Origin of the sequence: Pseudonocardia sp. HH130629-09 (assembly GCF_001294645.1) — a bacterium.
GTDB lineage: Bacteria > Actinomycetota > Actinomycetes > Mycobacteriales > Pseudonocardiaceae > Pseudonocardia.
Genome location: NZ_CP011868.1, coordinates 4,829,565 through 4,847,174 on the forward strand (window position 1 = coordinate 4,829,565; position 17,610 = coordinate 4,847,174).

At 74.3% G+C, this 17,610-nt stretch carries 18 protein-coding genes and 3 tRNA genes; 12 read left to right on the forward strand and 9 right to left on the reverse strand.

Annotated features, from left to right (window positions below; translation table 11 throughout):
- Window positions 1–576: 576 nt before the first annotated feature.
- A complete protein-coding gene (locus XF36_RS34470; protein ID WP_060713484.1) occupies window positions 577–1,527 on the forward strand; it encodes a hypothetical protein in 951 nt (316 codons plus the stop codon).
- A 61-nt stretch (window positions 1,528–1,588) separates the two neighbouring features.
- Here XF36_RS34470 and mftR read toward each other — a convergent pair whose 3' ends face one another.
- Window positions 1,589–2,227, reverse strand: coding sequence for a mycofactocin system transcriptional regulator (mftR, locus tag XF36_RS22370; protein ID WP_060713485.1), 639 nt, complete (start codon window positions 2,225–2,227; stop codon window positions 1,589–1,591).
- 232 nt (window positions 2,228–2,459) lie between these two features.
- On the opposite strand from mftR, the gene XF36_RS22375 reads away from it, so the two are divergent.
- Together XF36_RS22375 and XF36_RS22380 are read left to right on the forward strand one after the other, a co-directional pair.
- The gene (locus XF36_RS22375; protein ID WP_060713486.1) at window positions 2,460–3,500 is read left to right on the forward strand and encodes a sigma-70 family RNA polymerase sigma factor; all 1,041 of its coding nucleotides are present in this window, start codon (window positions 2,460–2,462) and stop codon (window positions 3,498–3,500) included.
- A 104-nt stretch (window positions 3,501–3,604) separates the two neighbouring features.
- A complete protein-coding gene (locus XF36_RS22380; RefSeq protein ID WP_145981464.1) occupies window positions 3,605–4,210 on the forward strand; it encodes a phosphotransferase in 606 nt (201 codons plus the stop codon).
- 7 nt (window positions 4,211–4,217) lie between these two features.
- On the opposite strand, the gene XF36_RS22385 is transcribed toward XF36_RS22380, so the two are convergent.
- A complete protein-coding gene (locus XF36_RS22385) occupies window positions 4,218–4,868 on the reverse strand; it encodes an FMN-dependent NADH-azoreductase (protein ID WP_060713488.1) in 651 nt (216 codons plus the stop codon).
- Window positions 4,869–4,959: 91 nt separating this feature from the next.
- Between XF36_RS22385 and XF36_RS22390 the strand changes: the two genes are divergently transcribed.
- From XF36_RS22390 to XF36_RS22400, 3 genes are all read left to right on the forward strand, one after another.
- A complete protein-coding gene (locus XF36_RS22390; protein WP_060713489.1) occupies window positions 4,960–5,442 on the forward strand; it encodes a MarR family winged helix-turn-helix transcriptional regulator in 483 nt (160 codons plus the stop codon).
- Window positions 5,443–5,505: 63 nt separating this feature from the next.
- The gene (locus XF36_RS22395; protein WP_060713490.1) at window positions 5,506–6,057 is read left to right on the forward strand and encodes an ATP-dependent Clp protease proteolytic subunit; all 552 of its coding nucleotides are present in this window, start codon (window positions 5,506–5,508) and stop codon (window positions 6,055–6,057) included.
- 14 nt (window positions 6,058–6,071) lie between these two features.
- Complete coding sequence (locus XF36_RS22400; RefSeq protein ID WP_060713491.1) at window positions 6,072–6,698, forward strand: MerR family transcriptional regulator; 627 nt, start codon at window positions 6,072–6,074, stop codon at window positions 6,696–6,698.
- Here XF36_RS22400 and XF36_RS22405 read toward each other — a convergent pair.
- Window positions 6,680–7,621, reverse strand: a complete 942-nt coding sequence (locus XF36_RS22405) for an endonuclease/exonuclease/phosphatase family protein (RefSeq protein WP_168169556.1) — start codon at window positions 7,619–7,621, stop codon at window positions 6,680–6,682. The genes XF36_RS22400 and XF36_RS22405 overlap by 19 nt on opposite strands.
- A gap of 88 nt (window positions 7,622–7,709) precedes the next feature.
- Here XF36_RS22405 and XF36_RS22410 point away from each other — a divergent pair, with 88 nt between their 5' ends.
- Window positions 7,710–8,648: a hypothetical protein gene (locus XF36_RS22410; protein ID WP_060713493.1), complete on the forward strand. Its 939-nt coding sequence runs from the start codon at window positions 7,710–7,712 to the stop codon at window positions 8,646–8,648.
- Here XF36_RS22410 and XF36_RS22415 read toward each other — a convergent pair.
- The 6 genes from XF36_RS22415 to XF36_RS22440 form a co-directional block, all read right to left on the reverse strand.
- Window positions 8,632–9,576 (reverse strand): MBL fold metallo-hydrolase, encoded by a 945-nt coding sequence (locus tag XF36_RS22415; RefSeq protein ID WP_060713494.1) that lies wholly within the window; start codon window positions 9,574–9,576, stop codon window positions 8,632–8,634. The genes XF36_RS22410 and XF36_RS22415 overlap by 17 nt on opposite strands.
- Window positions 9,577–9,659: 83 nt before the next feature.
- Window positions 9,660–9,733: transfer RNA gene (locus XF36_RS22420), tRNA-Phe, on the reverse strand.
- Between the two features lie 36 nt (window positions 9,734–9,769).
- Window positions 9,770–9,843, reverse strand: a tRNA-Asp gene (locus XF36_RS22425).
- A 40-nt stretch (window positions 9,844–9,883) separates the two neighbouring features.
- A tRNA-Glu gene (locus XF36_RS22430) sits at window positions 9,884–9,956 on the reverse strand.
- Between the two features lie 120 nt (window positions 9,957–10,076).
- Window positions 10,077–10,295 (reverse strand): hypothetical protein, encoded by a 219-nt coding sequence (locus XF36_RS32655; protein WP_060713495.1) that lies wholly within the window; start codon window positions 10,293–10,295, stop codon window positions 10,077–10,079.
- Window positions 10,296–10,480: 185 nt separating this feature from the next.
- Entirely contained in the window at window positions 10,481–11,776 is a 1,296-nt protein-coding gene (locus XF36_RS22440; RefSeq protein WP_060713496.1) for a GDSL-type esterase/lipase family protein, read from the reverse strand.
- Window positions 11,777–12,032: 256 nt separating this feature from the next.
- Between XF36_RS22440 and XF36_RS22445 the strand changes: the two genes are divergently transcribed.
- The 5 genes from XF36_RS22445 to XF36_RS22465 all read left to right on the forward strand — a co-directional run bounded on the left by XF36_RS22445 (window position 12,033) and on the right by XF36_RS22465 (window position 17,591).
- Window positions 12,033–13,922, forward strand: a complete 1,890-nt coding sequence (locus tag XF36_RS22445) for a propionyl-CoA synthetase (RefSeq protein WP_060713497.1) — start codon at window positions 12,033–12,035, stop codon at window positions 13,920–13,922.
- Between the two features lie 148 nt (window positions 13,923–14,070).
- Window positions 14,071–14,328, forward strand: a complete 258-nt coding sequence (locus XF36_RS22450; protein ID WP_145981466.1) for a hypothetical protein — start codon at window positions 14,071–14,073, stop codon at window positions 14,326–14,328.
- 95 nt (window positions 14,329–14,423) lie between these two features.
- Window positions 14,424–14,615: a ferredoxin gene (locus XF36_RS22455; protein ID WP_043276655.1), complete on the forward strand. Its 192-nt coding sequence runs from the start codon at window positions 14,424–14,426 to the stop codon at window positions 14,613–14,615.
- Between the two features lie 132 nt (window positions 14,616–14,747).
- A complete protein-coding gene (locus XF36_RS22460) occupies window positions 14,748–16,373 on the forward strand; it encodes an acyl--CoA ligase family protein (protein ID WP_060713499.1) in 1,626 nt (541 codons plus the stop codon).
- Window positions 16,374–16,484: 111 nt separating this feature from the next.
- Window positions 16,485–17,591, forward strand: coding sequence for an MFS transporter (locus XF36_RS22465; protein ID WP_238588987.1), 1,107 nt, complete (start codon window positions 16,485–16,487; stop codon window positions 17,589–17,591).
- Window positions 17,592–17,610: the final 19 nt, after the last annotated feature.

A 17,610-nucleotide genomic window follows, 5' to 3' on the forward strand; every position in this document is an offset into this window, starting at 1 on the left:
CCGCCGCGGCACCTCAGCACCGATCGACGACGCCCACCGTCACAACTTCAACGGACGCTCGACGGCGATCGGAGAAGAACGACTGCAACCGCCGCGGACGCTACCACGGCTCCGTGGCACGTCGACCGTCCTCTCTCGACCCCCCGTACGGCCGGTTCCGCGGCACCGATCACCCGCCGCGCGACACCACGGGTGACCACGCCGCGTGAGATTCGGGCCGCCGATCGACGACGGGCGGTCATCACCACCCCGAACGAGTGAGCGCAACTCACGTTCCACGCCGTCGAGTGAGCACCGGGCGTCCGCGCTCCCCGTTTCGAGTGACGACGGCGGTTCCGACCCGCTCGGCGGCCACCCGTGAACCCGGACGGGGTCGCCCGTTCCGGGTGCAGCGCGGTGCGATCCGACCACAGCGTGACCGATGGGACCCCTGTGACGCGTGTGGCCACGATCAGGTCCCTGGTGGACGACGCCCCGTGACCGCAAGCTCAGCGCTGTCCGTCACCCCGTGCAGCAGCACAGCGAACTGGAGAGACCGTGCGATCCCGAGTCACCACTTCCGTCGCCCTGACCCTCATGATCGGCACCCTGGGTGTGTACGGCGCCGGCGTGGCCGGCGCGGCCGAGTCCGTTCATGCCTCCACCCCGGTCGTGCCGGCCGCGACCGTCGCCGACGCACCCGCAACGCCGTCCGACGGCCCGCTGGACCGGCTGTTCGACACGCTCTTCGGCGACGGCGCGGCGACCGCCCCGGCGACGCCCGCCGACACCGCCGTCCCCGTCCAGGACGTGCCGACGCCCGCCGTTCCGGGCGTCCCCGCGGCACCGGGAGTCCCGGCCGCTCCGGGCGTGCCGGTCGCCCCGCAGGCCCCCGCCGTCCCGAGCGCTCCGACAGCGCCGCAGGTTCCCGCGGTCCCGGGTACTCCGGCCGCACCGCAGGCCCCCGCGGTCCCGGGCGCCCCGGCGGCTCCAGCGGCTCCGCAGGTCCCCGCCGTCCCGGCCGCGCCGACCGTGCCCGCGGTCGTCGCGCCGGCGGTTCCCGGCGCCGCCGCCCTGCCCGCGGCTCCGGCAGCTCCGGTCGCTCCCGCGGCACCCGCGGTCCCGGCCACCTCCGCAACCCCGGCCGTGGCCGTCACCACGGACGTCACGGGCCAGCAGATCCCGGAGCCCCCGGCCGTCCCGGGCGCTCCGGGCGCCCCGCAGGCTCCGGCCGTCCCGCAGGCTCCCGCCGCCCCCGGGGTCCCGACCCTCCCCCAGGCGCCGGTGACCCCGGCCGTCCCGGGTGCGCCTGGTGCGCCGACCGCTCCGCAGGCCCCGGCCGTTCCGGGCGCTCCGGGTACCCCGATCCTCCCGGGCGCCCCCGCCGTACCGGCGGCCCCCGGTGCACCGGCCGTCGCCACCGCCCCGGCCGACGTGACCGCCCCGGGCGGCACCGTCGCTCCGCAGGCCCCGGCCGACGCCGCGGACCAGGACACCGCCACGACCCGCCCGAGCCTCTGGGAGCGGCTCTTCGGCACCACCCGCTGACCTGCGCCGCAGGCATCGCCACGCGACGGCGTCCCCGCACCGGGGCGCCGTCGCGGCGTGTTCAGGGCAGCTCGGTCGCCCAGCCCCGCTGCAACGACCGCAGCACCTCGTCGAGCAGGTCGGCGAGCTCGGCGGTGTCGTCGGCCAGCCAGCGCTCGTAGGCGGCGATGCACACGCCCAGACAGGCGTGCCCGACGCTCTGCGGGACGAGCCCCGAGGAGGCCTCGCCGCGCCGCTCGGCGACGTGGTCGGCCACGACCTCCCGCCACGAGGCGTAGCGCAGCGTCGAGTGCGCCTGCAGCGCCGGGGTCTGCAGGATCAGCCGCAGCCGGCGCCGGTGCCAGGGCTGCTCGGCCGGCTCGACGTGGTTGAACTCCAGCACCGCGCGCCGGACCCCCTCCAGCGTCGGCAGGTCCGGCGGCTGGGCCGCGAGCACCGCGCGCATCCCCACCAGCTGCTCGTCGAAGGCACCCCAGGCGATGTCGTTCTTGGAGGCGAAGTACCGGAAGAACGTGCGACGCCCGATTCCCGCGGCGTGCGCGACGTCGTCGACGGTCGTGTTCTCGAAACCCTGGTCGCTGAACATCTCCAGGGCGATGTGCTCGATCTCCGAGCGGGAGGTGACCGGACGCCGGCCGGCGCGGCGTGTGCCGCTCCCGCCGGTACTCCCGGTCCCGTCGTTCTCGGTCACCGCTGACATCGTCCCGCCGTGCTCCCCGACTCCTCCGTCGTGCCTGCGACCGGCGGACCGGGAGGGTCGAGCGGAACGCCGTCGGCGCCGATCATCCCACGTCGCGGTCGGCGCGTCGGCGCACGTCGCCCCTGTTCGGCGGCCGTTCGTCGCGCGGGCCCTCCACTTTGTCGGTGTTGCGCGGCACACTCGCGGCCAGACGGACCGGGACCCACCCGGACGGGTACGTCGAGGGGGAACCATGAGCGCACCCGCACGGGCCGCCGACACCACCGTGGACGAGCGGCCACCCGAGGAACGCCTGGAGGACCACCGGCGCGAGCTGACCGGTTACTGCTACCGGATGCTCGGCTCGGCCTTCGAGGCCGAGGACGCGGTGCAGGACACGATGGTCCGGGCCTGGAAGGGCGTCGCGAAGTTCGACGGTCGCTCCTCGCTGCGGTCCTGGCTGTACCGCATCGCCACCAACGTCTGCATCGACGCGCTGAACGGGCGCAAGCGCCGCGCCGTCCCGATGGACATCGGCGGCCCCGGCGCACCGGTCGCCGAGTCGCTGCGCGAGCCGCTGCCCGACGCCGAGTGGCTCGAACCGATGCCCGACGCCCGGGTGTCGACACCGGCCGGGGACCCGGCGGACAAGGCCGTCGCGAAGGAGACGATCCGGCTCGCGTTCATCGCGGCGCTGCAGCACCTGCCGGCCCGCCAGCGTGCCGTGCTGATCCTGCGCGAGGTCCTGTGCTGGAAGGCCGCCGAGGTCGCCGAGCTGCTGGACTCCTCGGTCGCCTCGGTCAACAGCGCCCTGCAGCGCGCCCGCGCCACCCTGGGCGAACAGGGCATCTCCGAGGCGGCGCCGAAGACCTCCCCGGCGATGGACCCGGCGCAGACCGCGCTGCTGATGCGCTACATGGCGGCGTTCGAGGCGTTCGACATGGAGGCGCTGACGGCACTGCTCCACGAGGACGTCGAGCAGAACATGCCCCCGCTGGAACTCTGGTTCCGCGGCCGGGACGACGTCATCGCCTGGATGGCGACCGGCCCAGGGCAGGGCTGCCGCGGGTCGCGGGTGGCTCCGGTGGAGATCAACGGGACGGTCGGCTTCGCCCAGTGGAAGCCGTCCGGGCCGAACGGGGAGTTCGAGGCCTGGGGCATCACGGCTCTGCGGATCGAGGACGGTACCGTCACCGGGCTGAGCGTCTTCCTCGACACCGAGCTGTTCGGCTATTTCGGGCTGCCGCTGAAGCTCGCCGACCGGCCGGAGCTGTGGGAGCCGAAGGCGGGCTGACGCCGCCCGGGCTCGCCGCCTGGCCGGGGCTGCGCATCACGGCCCGGCTCGGTGGCGGGCACCGCGGCGCGGTTTGGGCGGCGACCGACGGGAGCCGACGGCTGGTGGTCCACCGGAGCGGGCGGACGCCCGCGGCGCTGGACTGGGAGCTCGGCCTGACCGGCGAGCTGCGGGCCCACGGTTTCCGCGTACCGGACGTCGTCCCGACCGGTGACGGACGACGGCGGTGCGGGGCGGTCGTCGTCCGGACCTGGCTCGACGGCGACCCACCCGGGCCGGGTGACGAGGCGGCCATCGCCGCCGAGCTGCACCGGCTGCACGCCCTCACCTCGGGGCGGGGCCAGCGGCCGGGGTTCGTGGGCACGATCGAGCTGCTCGCGGGCACCGTCCGGGGCGGGGACGTGGACCTGACTGCGATGCCGTCCGACGTCGTCGCGGAGTGCCGGGCCGCGTGGGCCATGGTGGACGGTCCGGTCGCCGTCGTCCACGGCGCCCCCGGCCCAGGCAACATCCGTGTCCTGGACGGACGTCCGGGCCTGCTCGACTGGGACGAGTGCCGGGTGGACCGGACGGCGCTCGACCTCGACGGTGGGCCCGGGGCGGCCCGCGAGGTCCGCCGTGCCGTCGACGCGTGGGAGGTCGCCGCCTGCTGGACCGTCAAACCCGGCTACGCCCGGGAGCGGCTCGCCGCGCTGCGCGCCACCCCCTGACCGGACCTCACGCCGCCGGCGTCACCGCGGCGACCCGCTCCCCCGCCGTCCGGGCGTCGACGCGGGCGCGCTCGCGCTTCTCCGCGGCCAGCGGGCGTAGCTCGCTCATCGCGGGCACGACGTCGGCCAGGGTCAGCTCCGTCTCCACGACGGTCACGTCGGCACCCCAGACGTCGCGCAGGATGCGGGTGATCCAGCCGGAGCCGTGGTCCCAGCCCTCGCGCGGGGTGCCCGGCCCGTAGCCGCCTCCCCTGGAGACCACGAGCACGACCGGGCGGCCGGCGAGGGGCGTACTGCCCGGCGCGAACCGGGGGTCGGTGATCAGGGCGTCGCCCCAGGCCTTCAGATGCGCGGCGATGCCGAAGTTGTAGAGCGGCGACCCGATGACGACGGCGTCCGCCGCCAGCACCTCGTCGGCCAGCTCCGCGATGCGTGCGAGGGCCCCGCTCTGCTCCGGGGTGCGGTCGGCCTCGGCCACGTAGCCGGCAGCGACCGCGGTGGTCCACAGGTCGGCGGGCAGCGGGGCGGTGCCCAGGTCACGGCGGACGACCTCGGCGCCCGGTCGCGTGTCGAGGTAGGCGCGCTCGACCTCGTCGGCGATCTCGCGGCTGACGGAGCCCTCGGTGCGGATGCTCGCGTCGAGTCGGAACAGGGACATGGCGACCTCCCGGTCGATCTGGGGTGAAGATGTTCTGTTTAACAGAGTATCTGCATGGGAGAAGACCTTGGCAAGCACGTATCCTGAGACGATGTCCGGTCCGTCCGCCCCGCAGAGCGTCGAGTGCGACCTGGCGTGGGCATTGACCCGGGTGGCGCGCGACCACGCCACGGCGGTGCAGTGCGTCGTCGGCACGCTGCCCGGCGGTCAGCGCGGTTTCCAGGTTCTCGCCGCCGCGGCCGGGGACGATCCGCCGACCCAGCTCGCACTGGCCCGCAAGCTCGGGGTGGACCGCACCGTCATGACCTACCTGCTGGACAAGATCCAGGAGGCGGGCCTGATCGAGCGCCGCCCCGACCCGACCGACCGCCGTGCCCGCCGGATCGTGCTCACTGACGCCGGCCGGGCGCTGCTCTGCGACACCGAGAAGCGGATGCGCAGCGCCGAGGCCCACATCCTGGCGCCGCTCACCGCGGACGAGCAGACCGCGCTCCGGACGCTGCTGCGCCGAGTGGCGACCGCGGGCACCGACCCGACCTCCGCTGACGGCGAACCCCGTCCGCCGGCGGCGTAACCGCAGGTCGGGCGGCCGGGCCCGGATCTAGCGTCGGACGGACACCCGAGGAGCGGAGATCCGATGCCTGTCCTGTCCACCCCGTCCGACCCCGCCGACCGGCTGCTCGGCGAGCGGATCGTGCTGCTCGCCCGCGAACTCGACGACGAGGTCGCCGCCGAGACCTGCGCACGCCTGCTGCTGCTGGCCGCGGAGGACCCGCGCCGCGACGTCACCCTGCACGTCCTGGCCCCCGGCGGCTCCCCGGTCGCGGCGATGGCGGTGCACGACACGATCCGCACGCTCGGTGTCGACGTCGCGACCGTCGCCGCGGGGTCGCTCGCGGGCCCGGTGCCGTTCCTCGTCGCGTCCGGGACGCCGGGCAAGCGGCTCGCCCGCGCGCACGCCGCGTTCCTCCCGACCGCCGACGGCCCGGTCCGCGGCTCCCACCCCGGCGACGTGCGGGTCCGGGCCGACCACCTCGCCGGGCGTCGTCGCGAGATCGAGTCGCTGACCGCGACCTACTGCGGCGCCCCGCTGCCCGACGACGCCCGGGAGCGTTGGCTGTCGGCGTCGGAGGCGGTGACGGTCGGCCTCGTCGACGGACTGTCGGAGCCCCGGGTTCGAAACGGATAGCTAGAGTCTCGCAGGTGCGAGTCTCGGATCTGTCCCGGTCGTCCGGCGTCCCCGTCGCGACGATCAAGTACTACCTGCGCGAGGGCCTGCTCCCCCGCGGCGAGACGACGTCACCGAACCAGGCTCGCTACGACGACACCCACCTGCGCCGGCTCCGCCTGATCCGGGCACTCGTCGAGGTCGGCGGGCTGCCGATCGCCAACGTCCGCGAGGTGCTGTCGGCCGTCGACGACCCCGCGGTCAGCCTGCACGCCATGCTCGGCCGGACGGTCTACGCGATCACCGGCGACGTCGGGGCGTCCGGCTCGCTCGACGAGGCGGAGGCGGACCTGGAGCAGGCGATGACCCACGTGGACTGGCAGGTCGAGCACGGAGCACCCGCCCTGGCCGGGGCCCGGTCGGTGCTGGCCCGGATGCGCGAGCTGGGCCTGGCTCCCGGCGACACCACGCTGCGGGCGTGGGCCGAGGCCGCCGACCGCGCCGCGGAGGGCGACATGGCCGCGATCGGGCGGACCACCGGCCGTGAGGAGGCCGCGGAGACCGCGCTGATCGGCACCGTCCTCGGCGACGCCCTGCTCGCGGCCCTGCGCCGCATCGCCCAGGAGAGCCGCTCCGCGCAGCTCTACCGCGACGGTTCCTGAGCGTCGGGCAGCCGCACCGTCACCAGCACCGCGCGGTGGTCGCTGCCCGGGGTGTCGAGGACGACGTGACGGCGGGTCACCGACCCGCGGGGCACGAGCACGTGGTCGATGCGGATCCCGGCCCAGCGCGGCAGCGACGACGGGAAGGTCGCCACGAGCCCCCGCCCGGTGCCGTCGGTGGCGTCGACGCAGCCCCCGGACGCGTCGCGCAGCCGCCGGTGGTCGACGACGGCGTTGAGGTCCCCGGCCACGATCGGCGCCGGCCGGGTGCGGGTCCACTCCCCGACCAGCGCGAGCTCACCGGTCCACAGCTCGGTCCACCGCGGGTTCGTCGGCGCGGAGGTGTGCACCGCGTACAGCGTCCGGGCGCCGAGCAGCCCGCCGGTGACCTCCAGGTGCGGCAGCCGCATGCCCTCCCCGGGCCGGACGTCCACGTCCCCGGCCCTCGGCGCGGCCAGCACCACAGTGCCGCGCTGGTCCGGGACGCCGCTCGGGACCGACGACCAGCCGCGGTAGCCGGCGAGCAGGGGCAGGAGCCGGTCGAGGTAGGAGACGCCCGCCTCGGGCAGGACGACGACGTCCGGCCGCTCCCGCGTCACCGTCGCGGCGAGCGCACCGGTGTCGGCCCGCCCCAGCAGCACGTTCGCGACGAGCACGGTCAGCTCGGGCCCGTCCGGCAGCGGGCCGGCCGGGCGCGGCAGCACCCGTCGCAGCGCGGGAGCGGCGGCCGCGGCGCCGGCCAGGCCCACCGCCGTCGCGGTGCGGCGCAACCCGGCGATCCGCAGGAGACCCGCGCCCCCCAGTCCTGCGACGCCGAGGTGCGGGCGCAGCGCGGACAGCCCGACCAGGGCGGAGCGCCGGTCGGTCCGCCACCGCCGCGGCAGCACGGTGACGGCGGTACGCAGGGCTCGGTCGACGATCACGGACACGGGTGGACAACGGATGCGGGCCGCACTCGGTTCCACCTGATCCAGATGGACAGCATCAGTATCCGATAGTTATCGTATCCACATGAGCGGCATCGTCGCGTGGCACCGTCCGTTGATGGTCGTCGGTCTCGTCTGCTCCGCGGCCGCGCCGCTCGGCGTCCTGGGCAGCCTCGTCGACCCGCGTGAGGTGCTCGGCGCGCCGGTGTGGCTCAAGCCCACCAAGTTCGCCGTCTCCATCGCGATCTTCTGCCTGACCTGGGCCTGGCTGTACGACCAGCTGCGCTCCCGGCGCGGCCGGACCCGCGGCGCGTTCCTCGCGGGCGCGGTCGCGGCGGCGGCCCTCGCGGTGGAGATGGTCGTCATCGCCGTCCAGGCCGGGCGGGGCACGACCAGCCACTTCAACTACGCCTCGCCGCTCGACGCGGGCCTGTGGGCCACCATGGGGATCTCGATCGTCCTCGCCTGGCTGGCGACGTTGTGGGTCGCCGCCGGCCTGTTCGCGGTGCGCGACCTCGACCCCGCCCGCACCGTCGCGATCCGCGCCGGGGCGGTGCTCGCGCTGGTCGGGATGGCGCTCGGCTTCCTGATGACGTCACCGACCCCGGACCAGCTCGCCGACTTCCGTGGGATCGCCGGAGCGCACACCGTCGGCGTCCCCGACGGCGGCCCGGGCCTGCCGCTGGTCGGGTGGAGCACGCTGGGCGGTGACCTGCGCGTCCCGCACTTCGTCGGGATGCACGCGCTGCAACTGCTGCCACTGCTGCTGATCGCGTTCGAGCTGGCCGCCGGGCGGATGGGGCGGCTGGCCGACCCACGGGTGCGCCGCGACCTGATGACGACGGCCGCCGCCGGCTACACCGGCCTGCTCGCCCTGCTGACCTGGCAGGCCCTGCGCGGACAGCCGCTCGTCGCCCCGGACGCGCTCACCGTCGCCGCGGCCGGGGTGCTGACGGTCCTGGTGGTCGCCGGTGCCGTCGTCGCGCTGCGGGAGCGGCGACCGGTGCTCACGCCAGGCAGGTGAGCGGGCGCCCGCCGTTGTACTCGACCATCTCGGCGAGCGCGGCCGTGATGTCGATCGGGGCGCCGCGCTCGGCGCCGTCGAGCTCGGCGTAGGCACGGTGCAGGTTCCCGACGATGCGCTCGGCGTCCGGCCAGTCGGTGAACCGGCCGAGGTCGGTGTCGCGGGTGGCCTCCAGCGGGCGGATGCCGGCGTCGCGGGCGCGCTCGGCCAGGTCGAGGACGAACCGCAGGTAGTCGAGCGTGTCCCGGACCGGCCCGTCGCCCTGGAACACCGGCCCGTGGCCGGGCACCGTCGTCGCGGCCCCGAGCGGGAGCACCACCTGCTCCAGGACGTCGATCGCGCCGGTCACCGAGCCCATCAGTAGGAACGGCGTGCCGCCGTTGAAGACCAGGTCACCGCAGTAGAGGACCGACCGCTCGGGCACGTGCACGAGGACGTCGTTGGTGGTGTGGGCGGGCGTCCCGACGTGGAGGACGTCGGCCCGCAGGTCCCCCAGGTGCAGCGCGATGCGGTCGGTGAAGGTGAGGAACGGCGGGTCCAGCGGGAGCGAGCCCCAGTCGCCGTGGTCCCAGAACGGCAGGTCCCGGGGCGGGCCGAAGGCGATCATCTCCGTGCGTGCCCGCTCGTGTGCGACGACCGTCGCGCCGGAGAACAGGGCGTTGCCCCACGTGTGGTCGCCATGGTGGTGGGTGTTGACCAGCGTGCGGACCGGCCGGTCGGTGACCTCGCCGATCGCGGCAGCGAAGGCCCGGGTCCGGCGCTCGGTGAAACAGGAGTCGACGGCGACGGCGCCCTGCGGCCCGACGAGGAGGCCCGCGTTGTTGATCCACCAGGTGCCGTCCGGCTGGACGTAGGCGAAGAGCCCGTCGGAGATCTCCTCCAGCCGGGGCGGGCCGGGGACGGTGATGTCGTGCGGGTGGGCGCTCATCGGCCGATCATGACCGGAACCGACCCCGGACGCACGAGAGCCGGTCGGTGGCTACCGACCGGCTGTGCGGGGGATCAGGACTGTGGCCAGGGGCGGGGTCGAACCGCCGACCTTCCGCTTTTCAGGCGGACGCTCGTACCAACTGAGCTACCTGGCCCCGGTCTCCGGTGAACCGGAGACCCAGAGAGTGGAGCGACCCAGACGGGACTCGAACCCGCGACCTTCGCCGTGACAGGGCGACGCGCTAACCAACTGCGCCACTGGGCCTTGCTCTCGCGAGAGGAGTCGTAACCGACACCTCTCGCGGCACCCCCAACGGGATTCGAACCCGCGCTGCCGCCTTGAAAGGGCGGAGTCCTAGGCCGCTAGACGATGGGGGCTGGGACCAGGCCCGTGGGCCTCGACCTTCCCTCAACGGCTGTCCGTTGGGAGTGAGTAAACCTTACGACACCGGTCCGGGGGACCCTGCAACCACCCCCCGGTTCCGGCGTCGCCGCAGGTCAGCGGGCCACGGGTGGCGGCTGTTCCGGGTTGCCGGAGATCAGCCCCAGCATGTCGAGCAGCTCGCGCAGGTCGTCGGAGTCGCCCGAGTTCCGGGCGACGACGAGCCGGGCGCGCTGCACCTGGTCGTCGGAGACCTTGAAGGCGTCGGCCGCGTTCCGCGGCGCCGGAATGGAACTGGTGTCGTCGTCGATGCCGCGCTTCGCGCCGATGGTCACGAGGCCTCCCCGTAGGCCGCCAGGACCCGCTCCGGGCCCGTCCGTGGGACGCGCCGCGTGCCGGTGTCCGTCGGTACCGCCACGTGTTGTGGCCGTGACCAAGACGCTACCCATCGTGCGGGGACCCTGCACGCCCCTTCCCGGGTGACGGCCGGTCACCCAGCGCTGTGCGGGGCGGGTGCGGCTCAGCGATCCGGCGAGACCCGACAGGGGCTGCCGGACAGCTCCCCGACCGGCACGGATGCCGCCAGCGCCCGGTAGCCGGCGGGCGACGGGTGGAGCCCGTCGCCGGAGTCCAGGTCGGGTCGGAGCCGGAGCGGGTCACCCGGGTCGCCCAGTGCGGCGGCCGCATCGATCACCCCGTCGGCCCAGCGGCGGCCGTCCGAACGGAGCCAGCCGTTCACCTCGTCCCGGGCCGCGACGGCCGTCGGGGTGGCGCGACCGCCGCTGGCCGACGGCGGGATGGTGGTGAGGAACACGCGCAGCCCCGCGGCGCGGGCCCGCTGGGCGAAGCCCTGCAGCCCGGCGACGAGGTCACCGCCGGCCGCGCCGGCGGCGAGGTCGTTGGTGCCGACGAGCAGGACCACGTCGCGCACGCCGGGGACGGCGGCCACGTCGTCGTCCCAGCGGGTCGACGGCGCGTCACCACCGGCCGGCGGGTCGTCCTGCAGCAGCTGGTTGCGCGACAGTCCCGCGTTCAGCACGGTCATCGGCCGGTCACCGCCCGCAGCGGACAGCCGGGCGGCGAGCTGGTCGGGGAAGCGGTCGTCGCCGCCGGGGGTGGAGCCCACGCCGTCGACGAGGGAGTCCCCGATCACGAGGACGGCGCCGTCCGGGCGGGGCGCCAGGACCTCCAGCCCGGTCAGCACCGGCCAGGACTGCAGGGTCGTGTCGAAGCCCGCCGCGTCCGGCGCCGCGGTGTGGTCACCCGGCCCGGACAGCCACGCGGTGCGCATCGCGACCGGGTGCGAGCCGATCGTGCGCGGCACCCCGGCGAGGAACAGGCTCACCGTCAGCGGCACGCCCGTCGCGGCGACGACCGGTGCGGGATCCGTCAGCACCTCGGCACCCGCCGGGACGTCGGCCACGGGGGCACCGCCGACGGTCAGCGGGACCGGCCGGGTCACCGCGGCGCCCGGGCCGGCGGTGCCGACGGTCATCGCCGCGATCCGCAGCGGACCGTCGCCGTGCCGGTTGGACAGCCGCAGCCGCAGCTCCTCCCCCGCCGCGCCGGGCCGCACCACCATCCGCAGCGTCCGGCCCGCGAGGCTGTCGCCGGGGACGGCCTGCTGCGCGGCGTGCCAGGCGGCCGTCCAGCCGGGGGTGCACGTCGTCGCCGCGGCCGCCGCCGGGACGACCGACGGGACCGGGGCGCAGCCCGCGGCCACGAGCCCGGCGAGCAGTGTGCCGAGCACCGCCGCACCGGCGGGACCCCGCCTGCCACGCCACCGGACCGCACCGTCGTCGGGCCGCACCGGCACCGCCTCTCCTCCACGCGCCCCGCCCGCGGATCGGACGGGTGTCCCACGCGCTGTGTCGAGCCGTCACCCGATCACGTTACGGATCCGGCCGGTCACACTGCGACGATCGGCGCTCCGTGGTCGGCGAGCGGCCTCCCCTCGGGATCGGTCCTGCCGGGCGAGGGCTGCGCACTGTCGGTGCCCCGTCCTAGGGTCGTCGGCGACACGAGGGGCGGCCACCGTGGGCCGCCGGGATCCCCAGGGGAAGAGGACGACGGTGACCGCCTACGAGGAGATCTTCCGTTCCAGTGTGGACGACCGTGAGGGCTTCTGGCTCCGCGCGGCCGACGGGATCGACTGGGACGTCGCCCCGACCCGCGCACTCGACGAGTCGAAACCGCCGTTCTACCGCTGGTTCCCCGACGGGGAGCTGAACGTCGCGCGCAACGCCCTCGACCGGCACGTCGACGCCGGGAACGGCGACCGCACCGCGCTGGTCTACGACTCGCCGGTCACCGGGTCGCGGCGCACCTACACCTACGCGGAGCTGCGCGACGAGGTCGCGCTGTTCGCGGGCGTGCTGCGCGACCAGGGCGTGGGACATGGCGACCGGGTCGTCGTCTACATGCCGATGGTTCCCGAGGCCGCGATCGCGATGCTCGCCTGCGCCCGCCTCGGCGCCGTCCACTCGGTGGTCTTCGGCGGGTTCGCCGCCAAGGAGCTCGCCGTCCGGATCGACGACGCCGGGCCCAAGGTCGTCGTCTCGGCGTCCTGCGGCATCGAGGGCAAGCGCGTCATCGAGTACAAGCCGCTGCTCGACCGGGCCATCGAGCTGTCCGACCGCAAGCCCGACTCGACGGTGATCCTGCAGCGCGAGCAGGCCACGGCCACGATGGGCCCGACCGACGTCGACTGGGCCGAGGCCGTCGCCCGCGCCACGCCCGCCGACCCGGTCCCGGTGAAGGCCACCGACCCGCTCTACGTGCTCTACACCTCCGGCACCACCGGCAAGCCGAAGGGTGTGGTGCGCGACTCCGGCGGCTACGCCGTCGCCCTGGCCTGGTCGATGCCCAACATCTACGACGTCGGCCCCGGCGAGACGATCTTCACCGCGTCCGACGTCGGCTGGGTCGTCGGCCACTCCTACATCGTCTACGCGCCGCTGCTGGCCGGGGCGACGACCGTGCTCTACGAGGGCAAGCCCGTCGGCACACCGGACGCCGGCCAGTTCTGGCGGGTCGTCCAGGAGAACGGGGTGAAGTCGGTCTTCACCGCGCCCACGGCGTTCCGGGCGATCAAGAAGGAGGACCCGAAGGGCGAGTTCCTCGGGCAGTACGACGTCTCGTCGCTGCAGTACCTGTTCCTCGCCGGGGAGCGGCTCGACCCCGAGACCCTGCGCTGGGCCTCGGAGCTGCTCGACATCCCGGTCATCGACCACTGGTGGCAGACCGAGACCGGCTGGCCGATCGCGGCCAACCCGGCGGGCATCGAGCTGCTGGAGATCAAGCCCGGCTCCCCGACCCGTGCCATGCCCGGCTGGGACGTCCAGGTCCTCGACGAGCGGGGCAACCCGGCCGAGCCCGGTGTCGACGGCGCGATCGTGGCGAAGCTGCCGCTGCCGCCCGGCGCGTTCCCGACCCTGTGGAACGACGACGAGCGCTACGTCAGCTCCTACATGTCGGCGTTCGAGGGCTACTACCTCACCGGCGACGGCGGCCACCTCGACGCCGACGGCTACGTCTTCGTCATGGGCCGCACCGACGACGTCATCAACGTCGCGGGCCACCGTCTGTCCACCGGCGGGATGGAGGAGGTCCTGGCCGCACACCCGGACGTCGCGGAGTGCGCGGTGATCGGCGTCGCGGACACCATGAAGGGCCAGATCCCGCGCGGGTTCGTGGTGCTGAAGTCCGGCGTCGACAGCGACGCCGAGGACTACGAGGACGGCCTGCGCACCGAGCTCGTGCAGATGGTGCGCGACCAGATCGGTGCGGTCGCCTCCCTCAAGGACGTCGCGGTCGTCCCGGCCCTGCCCAAGACCCGCTCCGGCAAGATCCTCCGCAAGACGATGCGCGGGATCGCCGACGGCGTCGAGGAGCCGGTGCCCTCCACCATCGACGACGCGTCGGTGCTGGACACGCTGCGTCCGGTGCTGCGCAGGGAGTGAGCGCTCTCCATCGGGTGGTCCGGAGGCGTTCCGCTTGACCCGGATCACCCGATGGCGGTAACGGCGGGCGGCCGCGTCCCGATGGTTGGTCGACGGCCGCTGCCGCTCCCCGGCCTCCTTCCGCGCGGTCGTCGACGTGGAGGTGTGCGTGGACTCGGCGCGACTGCGACTCGCGGCACTGGCCGCCCCGGTGGCGCTCGGCGTCGTGCTCGGTGTGGCCGCGATGCTCGAACCCGACGACGTGCGCATGCCGTCGGTCGGCGGCATCCCGGTGACGACCCGGGCGACGACCGCGCTCCTCACCGGGATACCGCACACCACCCCGCCGCCGACGCCCGTGCAGGCCCGCGCGAACCTCGCTCCGCAGCCGTTGCCGACCGCCGCCCGGACCGGCGACGGCCGCTGACCTGCAGCCTTCCCGACCGAGGAAGGGAAGCATAACCGCAGGTCAGGGGGCCCTCAGTCCTGCGGCGTCGACCCGACGGGGGCACCATGGGTGCCATGAAGGTCATCGTGGATTTCGACCGCTGCGAGAGCAACGCGGTCTGCATGGGTGTCGCGCCGGAGGTCTTCGAGGTGCGTGACGACGACTACCTCTACATCCTCGACGAGAACCCGGCCGAGGCGCTGCGGCCGAAGGTCGAGGAGGCGGCACGGAGCTGCCCGAAGGCCGCCATCACGATCGAGGACTGAGCCCCGGCGGTCGAGGGGCGAAGCAGCAGCACCGAGCCCCGGCGGTCGACGGTCGGAGCAGCAGGTTGCCGGGTACTCCCCGCGGCGAGCAGGATCGCGACGACGAGTGCACCGCCTGCGAAGGAGCCGACCGTGACACAGGGCGCGACGACCGACGTCTGGACCACCCCGCTCACCCCGCTGGCCTTCCTGGGCCGCTCGGCCGAGGTGTTCGCGGAGTCCGCGGCGATCGTCTACGGCGACCGCAGGTACACCTATGCCGAGTTCGCGGCGGAAGCGACCCGGGTGGCGAACGCACTCGCCGCATCGGGCGTCGAGCCCGGTGACCGGGTCGCCTACCTGCTGCCGAACGTCCCGGAGTTGCTCGTCGCGCACTTCGCGGTGCCGCTCGCGGGCGCGGTCCTGGTCGCGATCAACACGCGCCTGTCGACCGAGGAGGTCCGCTACATCCTGGACCACTCGGCGGCCACGGTGCTGGTCGTCGACGCCGTCCTGTACGAGACGGTCCGCCCGGTCGCCGACGAGCTGGCGACGGTCCGCGAGATCGTCACCGTCGTCGACCAGGCGGCGCCCGGCGACGGCGTCGGCTCCGGTCTGGGCTACGCCGACCTGCTCGCCCGCGGCTCGGACGCCCCGCGGCCGTGGGCCGTCGACGACGAGCGCGCCACCATCACGATCAACTACACCTCGGGGACGACCGGCAACCCGAAGGGCGTCGAGTACCACCACCGCGGTGCGTACCTGAACTCCTTCGGCGAGATCGTCCACTCCGGGCACAGCGCGGACAGCGTCTACCTGTGGACGCTGCCGATGTTCCACTGCAACGGCTGGTGCACCCCGTGGGCGGTGACGGCGATCGGCGGCACCCACGTCTGCCTGCGCGAGGTCCGCGGCGACACCATCTGGCGGCTGATCGGCGAGCACGGGGTCACCCACCTCAACGGCGCCCCGACCGTCGTCACGACGGTCATGAACGCGCCCGAGGCCGTCACCCTGGACTACCGGCTGGTGATCACCACGGCCGGGGCGCCGCCGTCGCCGACCACGATCCTGCAGATGGAGCGGATGGGGTTCCGGATCGTGCACGTGTACGGACTCACCGAGACCTACGGGCCGTACGCGGTGAACCAGTACCAGCACGCCTGGGACGACCTCGACGCCGAGGAACGCGCCCGGCTCCAGGCCCGCCAGGGCGTCGGCATGGTGTGCGCGGACCGGGTGCGGGTGGTCGACGAGCTGATGGCCGACGTCCCCCGCGACGGCGCCACGATGGGCGAGATCGTGATGCGCGGCAACAACGTCATGAAGGGCTACCACCGCGACGAGGAGAAGACCGCGGAGGCGTTCCGGGGCGGCTGGTTCCACTCCGGGGACCTGGGGGTCGTGCACCCCGACGGGTACGTCGAGCTGCGCGACCGCGCGAAGGACGTCGTGATCTCCGGTGGGGAGAACATCTCCACCGTCGAGGTCGAGCAGGCGATCGTGTCGCACGACGCGGTGCTGGAGGCCGCCGTCGTCGGGGTGCCGGACGAGAAGTGGGGCGAGGTCTGCAAGGGCTTCGCCGTGCTCAAGCCGGGTCGGTCCGCCGAGCCGCAGGAGATCGTCGACCACGTCAAGACGAGGATCGCCCGCTACAAGGCGCCCAAGTACGTCGAGATCGTCGACGAGCTGCCCAAGACCTCCACCGGCAAGGTCCAGAAGTTCGAGCTGCGCGAGAAGGAGTGGGCAGGTCGCGGGAGCTCCCGCATCCAGGGATGACGCCTATCGGTTAGCGTTGCTGAACGTGAGCATCGCAACCGAAACGGGCACGACGGACACACGGACACCGCGGCACCGTCCGCCTTCCGCGTCGCCACCGGCGCGGTGATCGTGACGACGGCGTCGGTGCTGCCGGTGTTCCTCACCGGTGCCCTGGCGGTGCAGCTGTCGCGCGACCTGGCCTTCGACCCCTCCGGGCTGGGGCTGGTCGTGGCGCTGTACTTCGGGGTCAGTGCGCTGTGTTCGCTGCCGGTCGGGATGGTCGTCGAGCGGTTCGGGTCGCGGGTGACCAGCCGGATCGCCGTCGTCGGGGCGGCGGTGCTGATGGCGGCCCTGGGCCTGGGCGCGCGGTCCTACGTCGCGCTCGTCGTGCTACTGCTCTGCGGCGCCTGGTGCAACGTGATGGGCCAGCTGTCGTCGAACCTGACGCTCGCGCGCTCGGTGCCCGCGCACCTGATGGGGCTGTCGTTCGGGGTGAAGCAGGCCGCGATCCCGGCGGCGACGCTGCTGGCCGGGCTGGCCGTGCCCGCGGTGGCGCTGACGGTGGGCTGGCGCTGGGCCTACGGGATCGGCGCCCTGCTCGCCCTCGCCGCGCTGTTCGCCTGCCCGCGGGCCGACGCCCGGCCGCCGGCCCGCGCCGGGAAGGGTGACCGGGCGACGGGCGCGCTCGCGGTGATCGGCGCGGCCTCCGGGCTGGCCGCCGGGACCGCGACGGCGCTCGGCATCTTCCTGGTCGCATCGGCGGTGGACCGTGGGATCGACCCCGGTCTCGCCGGGCTGGTGCTGACCCTCGGCAGCGTCGTGGGCCTGTCGGCGCGGTTGCTGCACGGGTGGCTGGCGGACCGTCGCACCGGTGGCCACGTGGCCGTGGTGGCGGCGAGTCTCGCGGCCGGCGCCATCGGTTTCGTGCTGCTCGCCGTCCCGGGGACGCCCGCGCTGGTCGTCGGCGTGGTGCTGGCGTTCGGGCTCGGGTGGGCGTGGCCGGGCCTGCTGCAGTTCGCCGTCGTGCGGCTCACCCCGTCCGCCCCGGCCGCGGCCACGTCGATCGTGCAGGTCGGCGTCTACGCCGGCGGCTTCGCCGGGCCGATCGTCTTCGGCTCGCTCGCCACCCACGCCGGCTTCCCGACCGCGTGGACGGTCAACGCCGTCGTGATGCTGGTGTCGGCGGCGTTGATGCTGGTCGGGCGCCGGATGCTGGTCGCGCACGCGGGGCGCTGAGCGGAAACAGGGCCGAATC

What these genes read in the sequence shown, in the direction of transcription:
- XF36_RS34470 (WP_060713484.1), top strand. Translation starts at nt 577, where the DNA reads ATGATCGGCACCCTGGGTGTGTACGGCGCCGGCGTGGCCGGCGCGGCC.
- mftR (WP_060713485.1), bottom strand. Translation starts at nt 2,227, where the DNA reads ATGTCAGCGGTGACCGAGAACGACGGGACCGGGAGTACCGGCGGGAGC.
- XF36_RS22375 (WP_060713486.1), top strand. Translation starts at nt 2,460, where the DNA reads ATGAGCGCACCCGCACGGGCCGCCGACACCACCGTGGACGAGCGGCCA.
- XF36_RS22385 (WP_060713488.1), bottom strand. Translation starts at nt 4,868, where the DNA reads ATGTCCCTGTTCCGACTCGACGCGAGCATCCGCACCGAGGGCTCCGTC.
- XF36_RS22390 (WP_060713489.1), top strand. Translation starts at nt 4,960, where the DNA reads ATGTCCGGTCCGTCCGCCCCGCAGAGCGTCGAGTGCGACCTGGCGTGG.
- XF36_RS22395 (WP_060713490.1), top strand. Translation starts at nt 5,506, where the DNA reads ATGCCTGTCCTGTCCACCCCGTCCGACCCCGCCGACCGGCTGCTCGGC.
- XF36_RS22410 (WP_060713493.1), top strand. Translation starts at nt 7,710, where the DNA reads ATGAGCGGCATCGTCGCGTGGCACCGTCCGTTGATGGTCGTCGGTCTC.
- XF36_RS22415 (WP_060713494.1), bottom strand. Translation starts at nt 9,576, where the DNA reads ATGAGCGCCCACCCGCACGACATCACCGTCCCCGGCCCGCCCCGGCTG.
- XF36_RS22455 (WP_043276655.1), top strand. Translation starts at nt 14,424, where the DNA reads ATGAAGGTCATCGTGGATTTCGACCGCTGCGAGAGCAACGCGGTCTGC.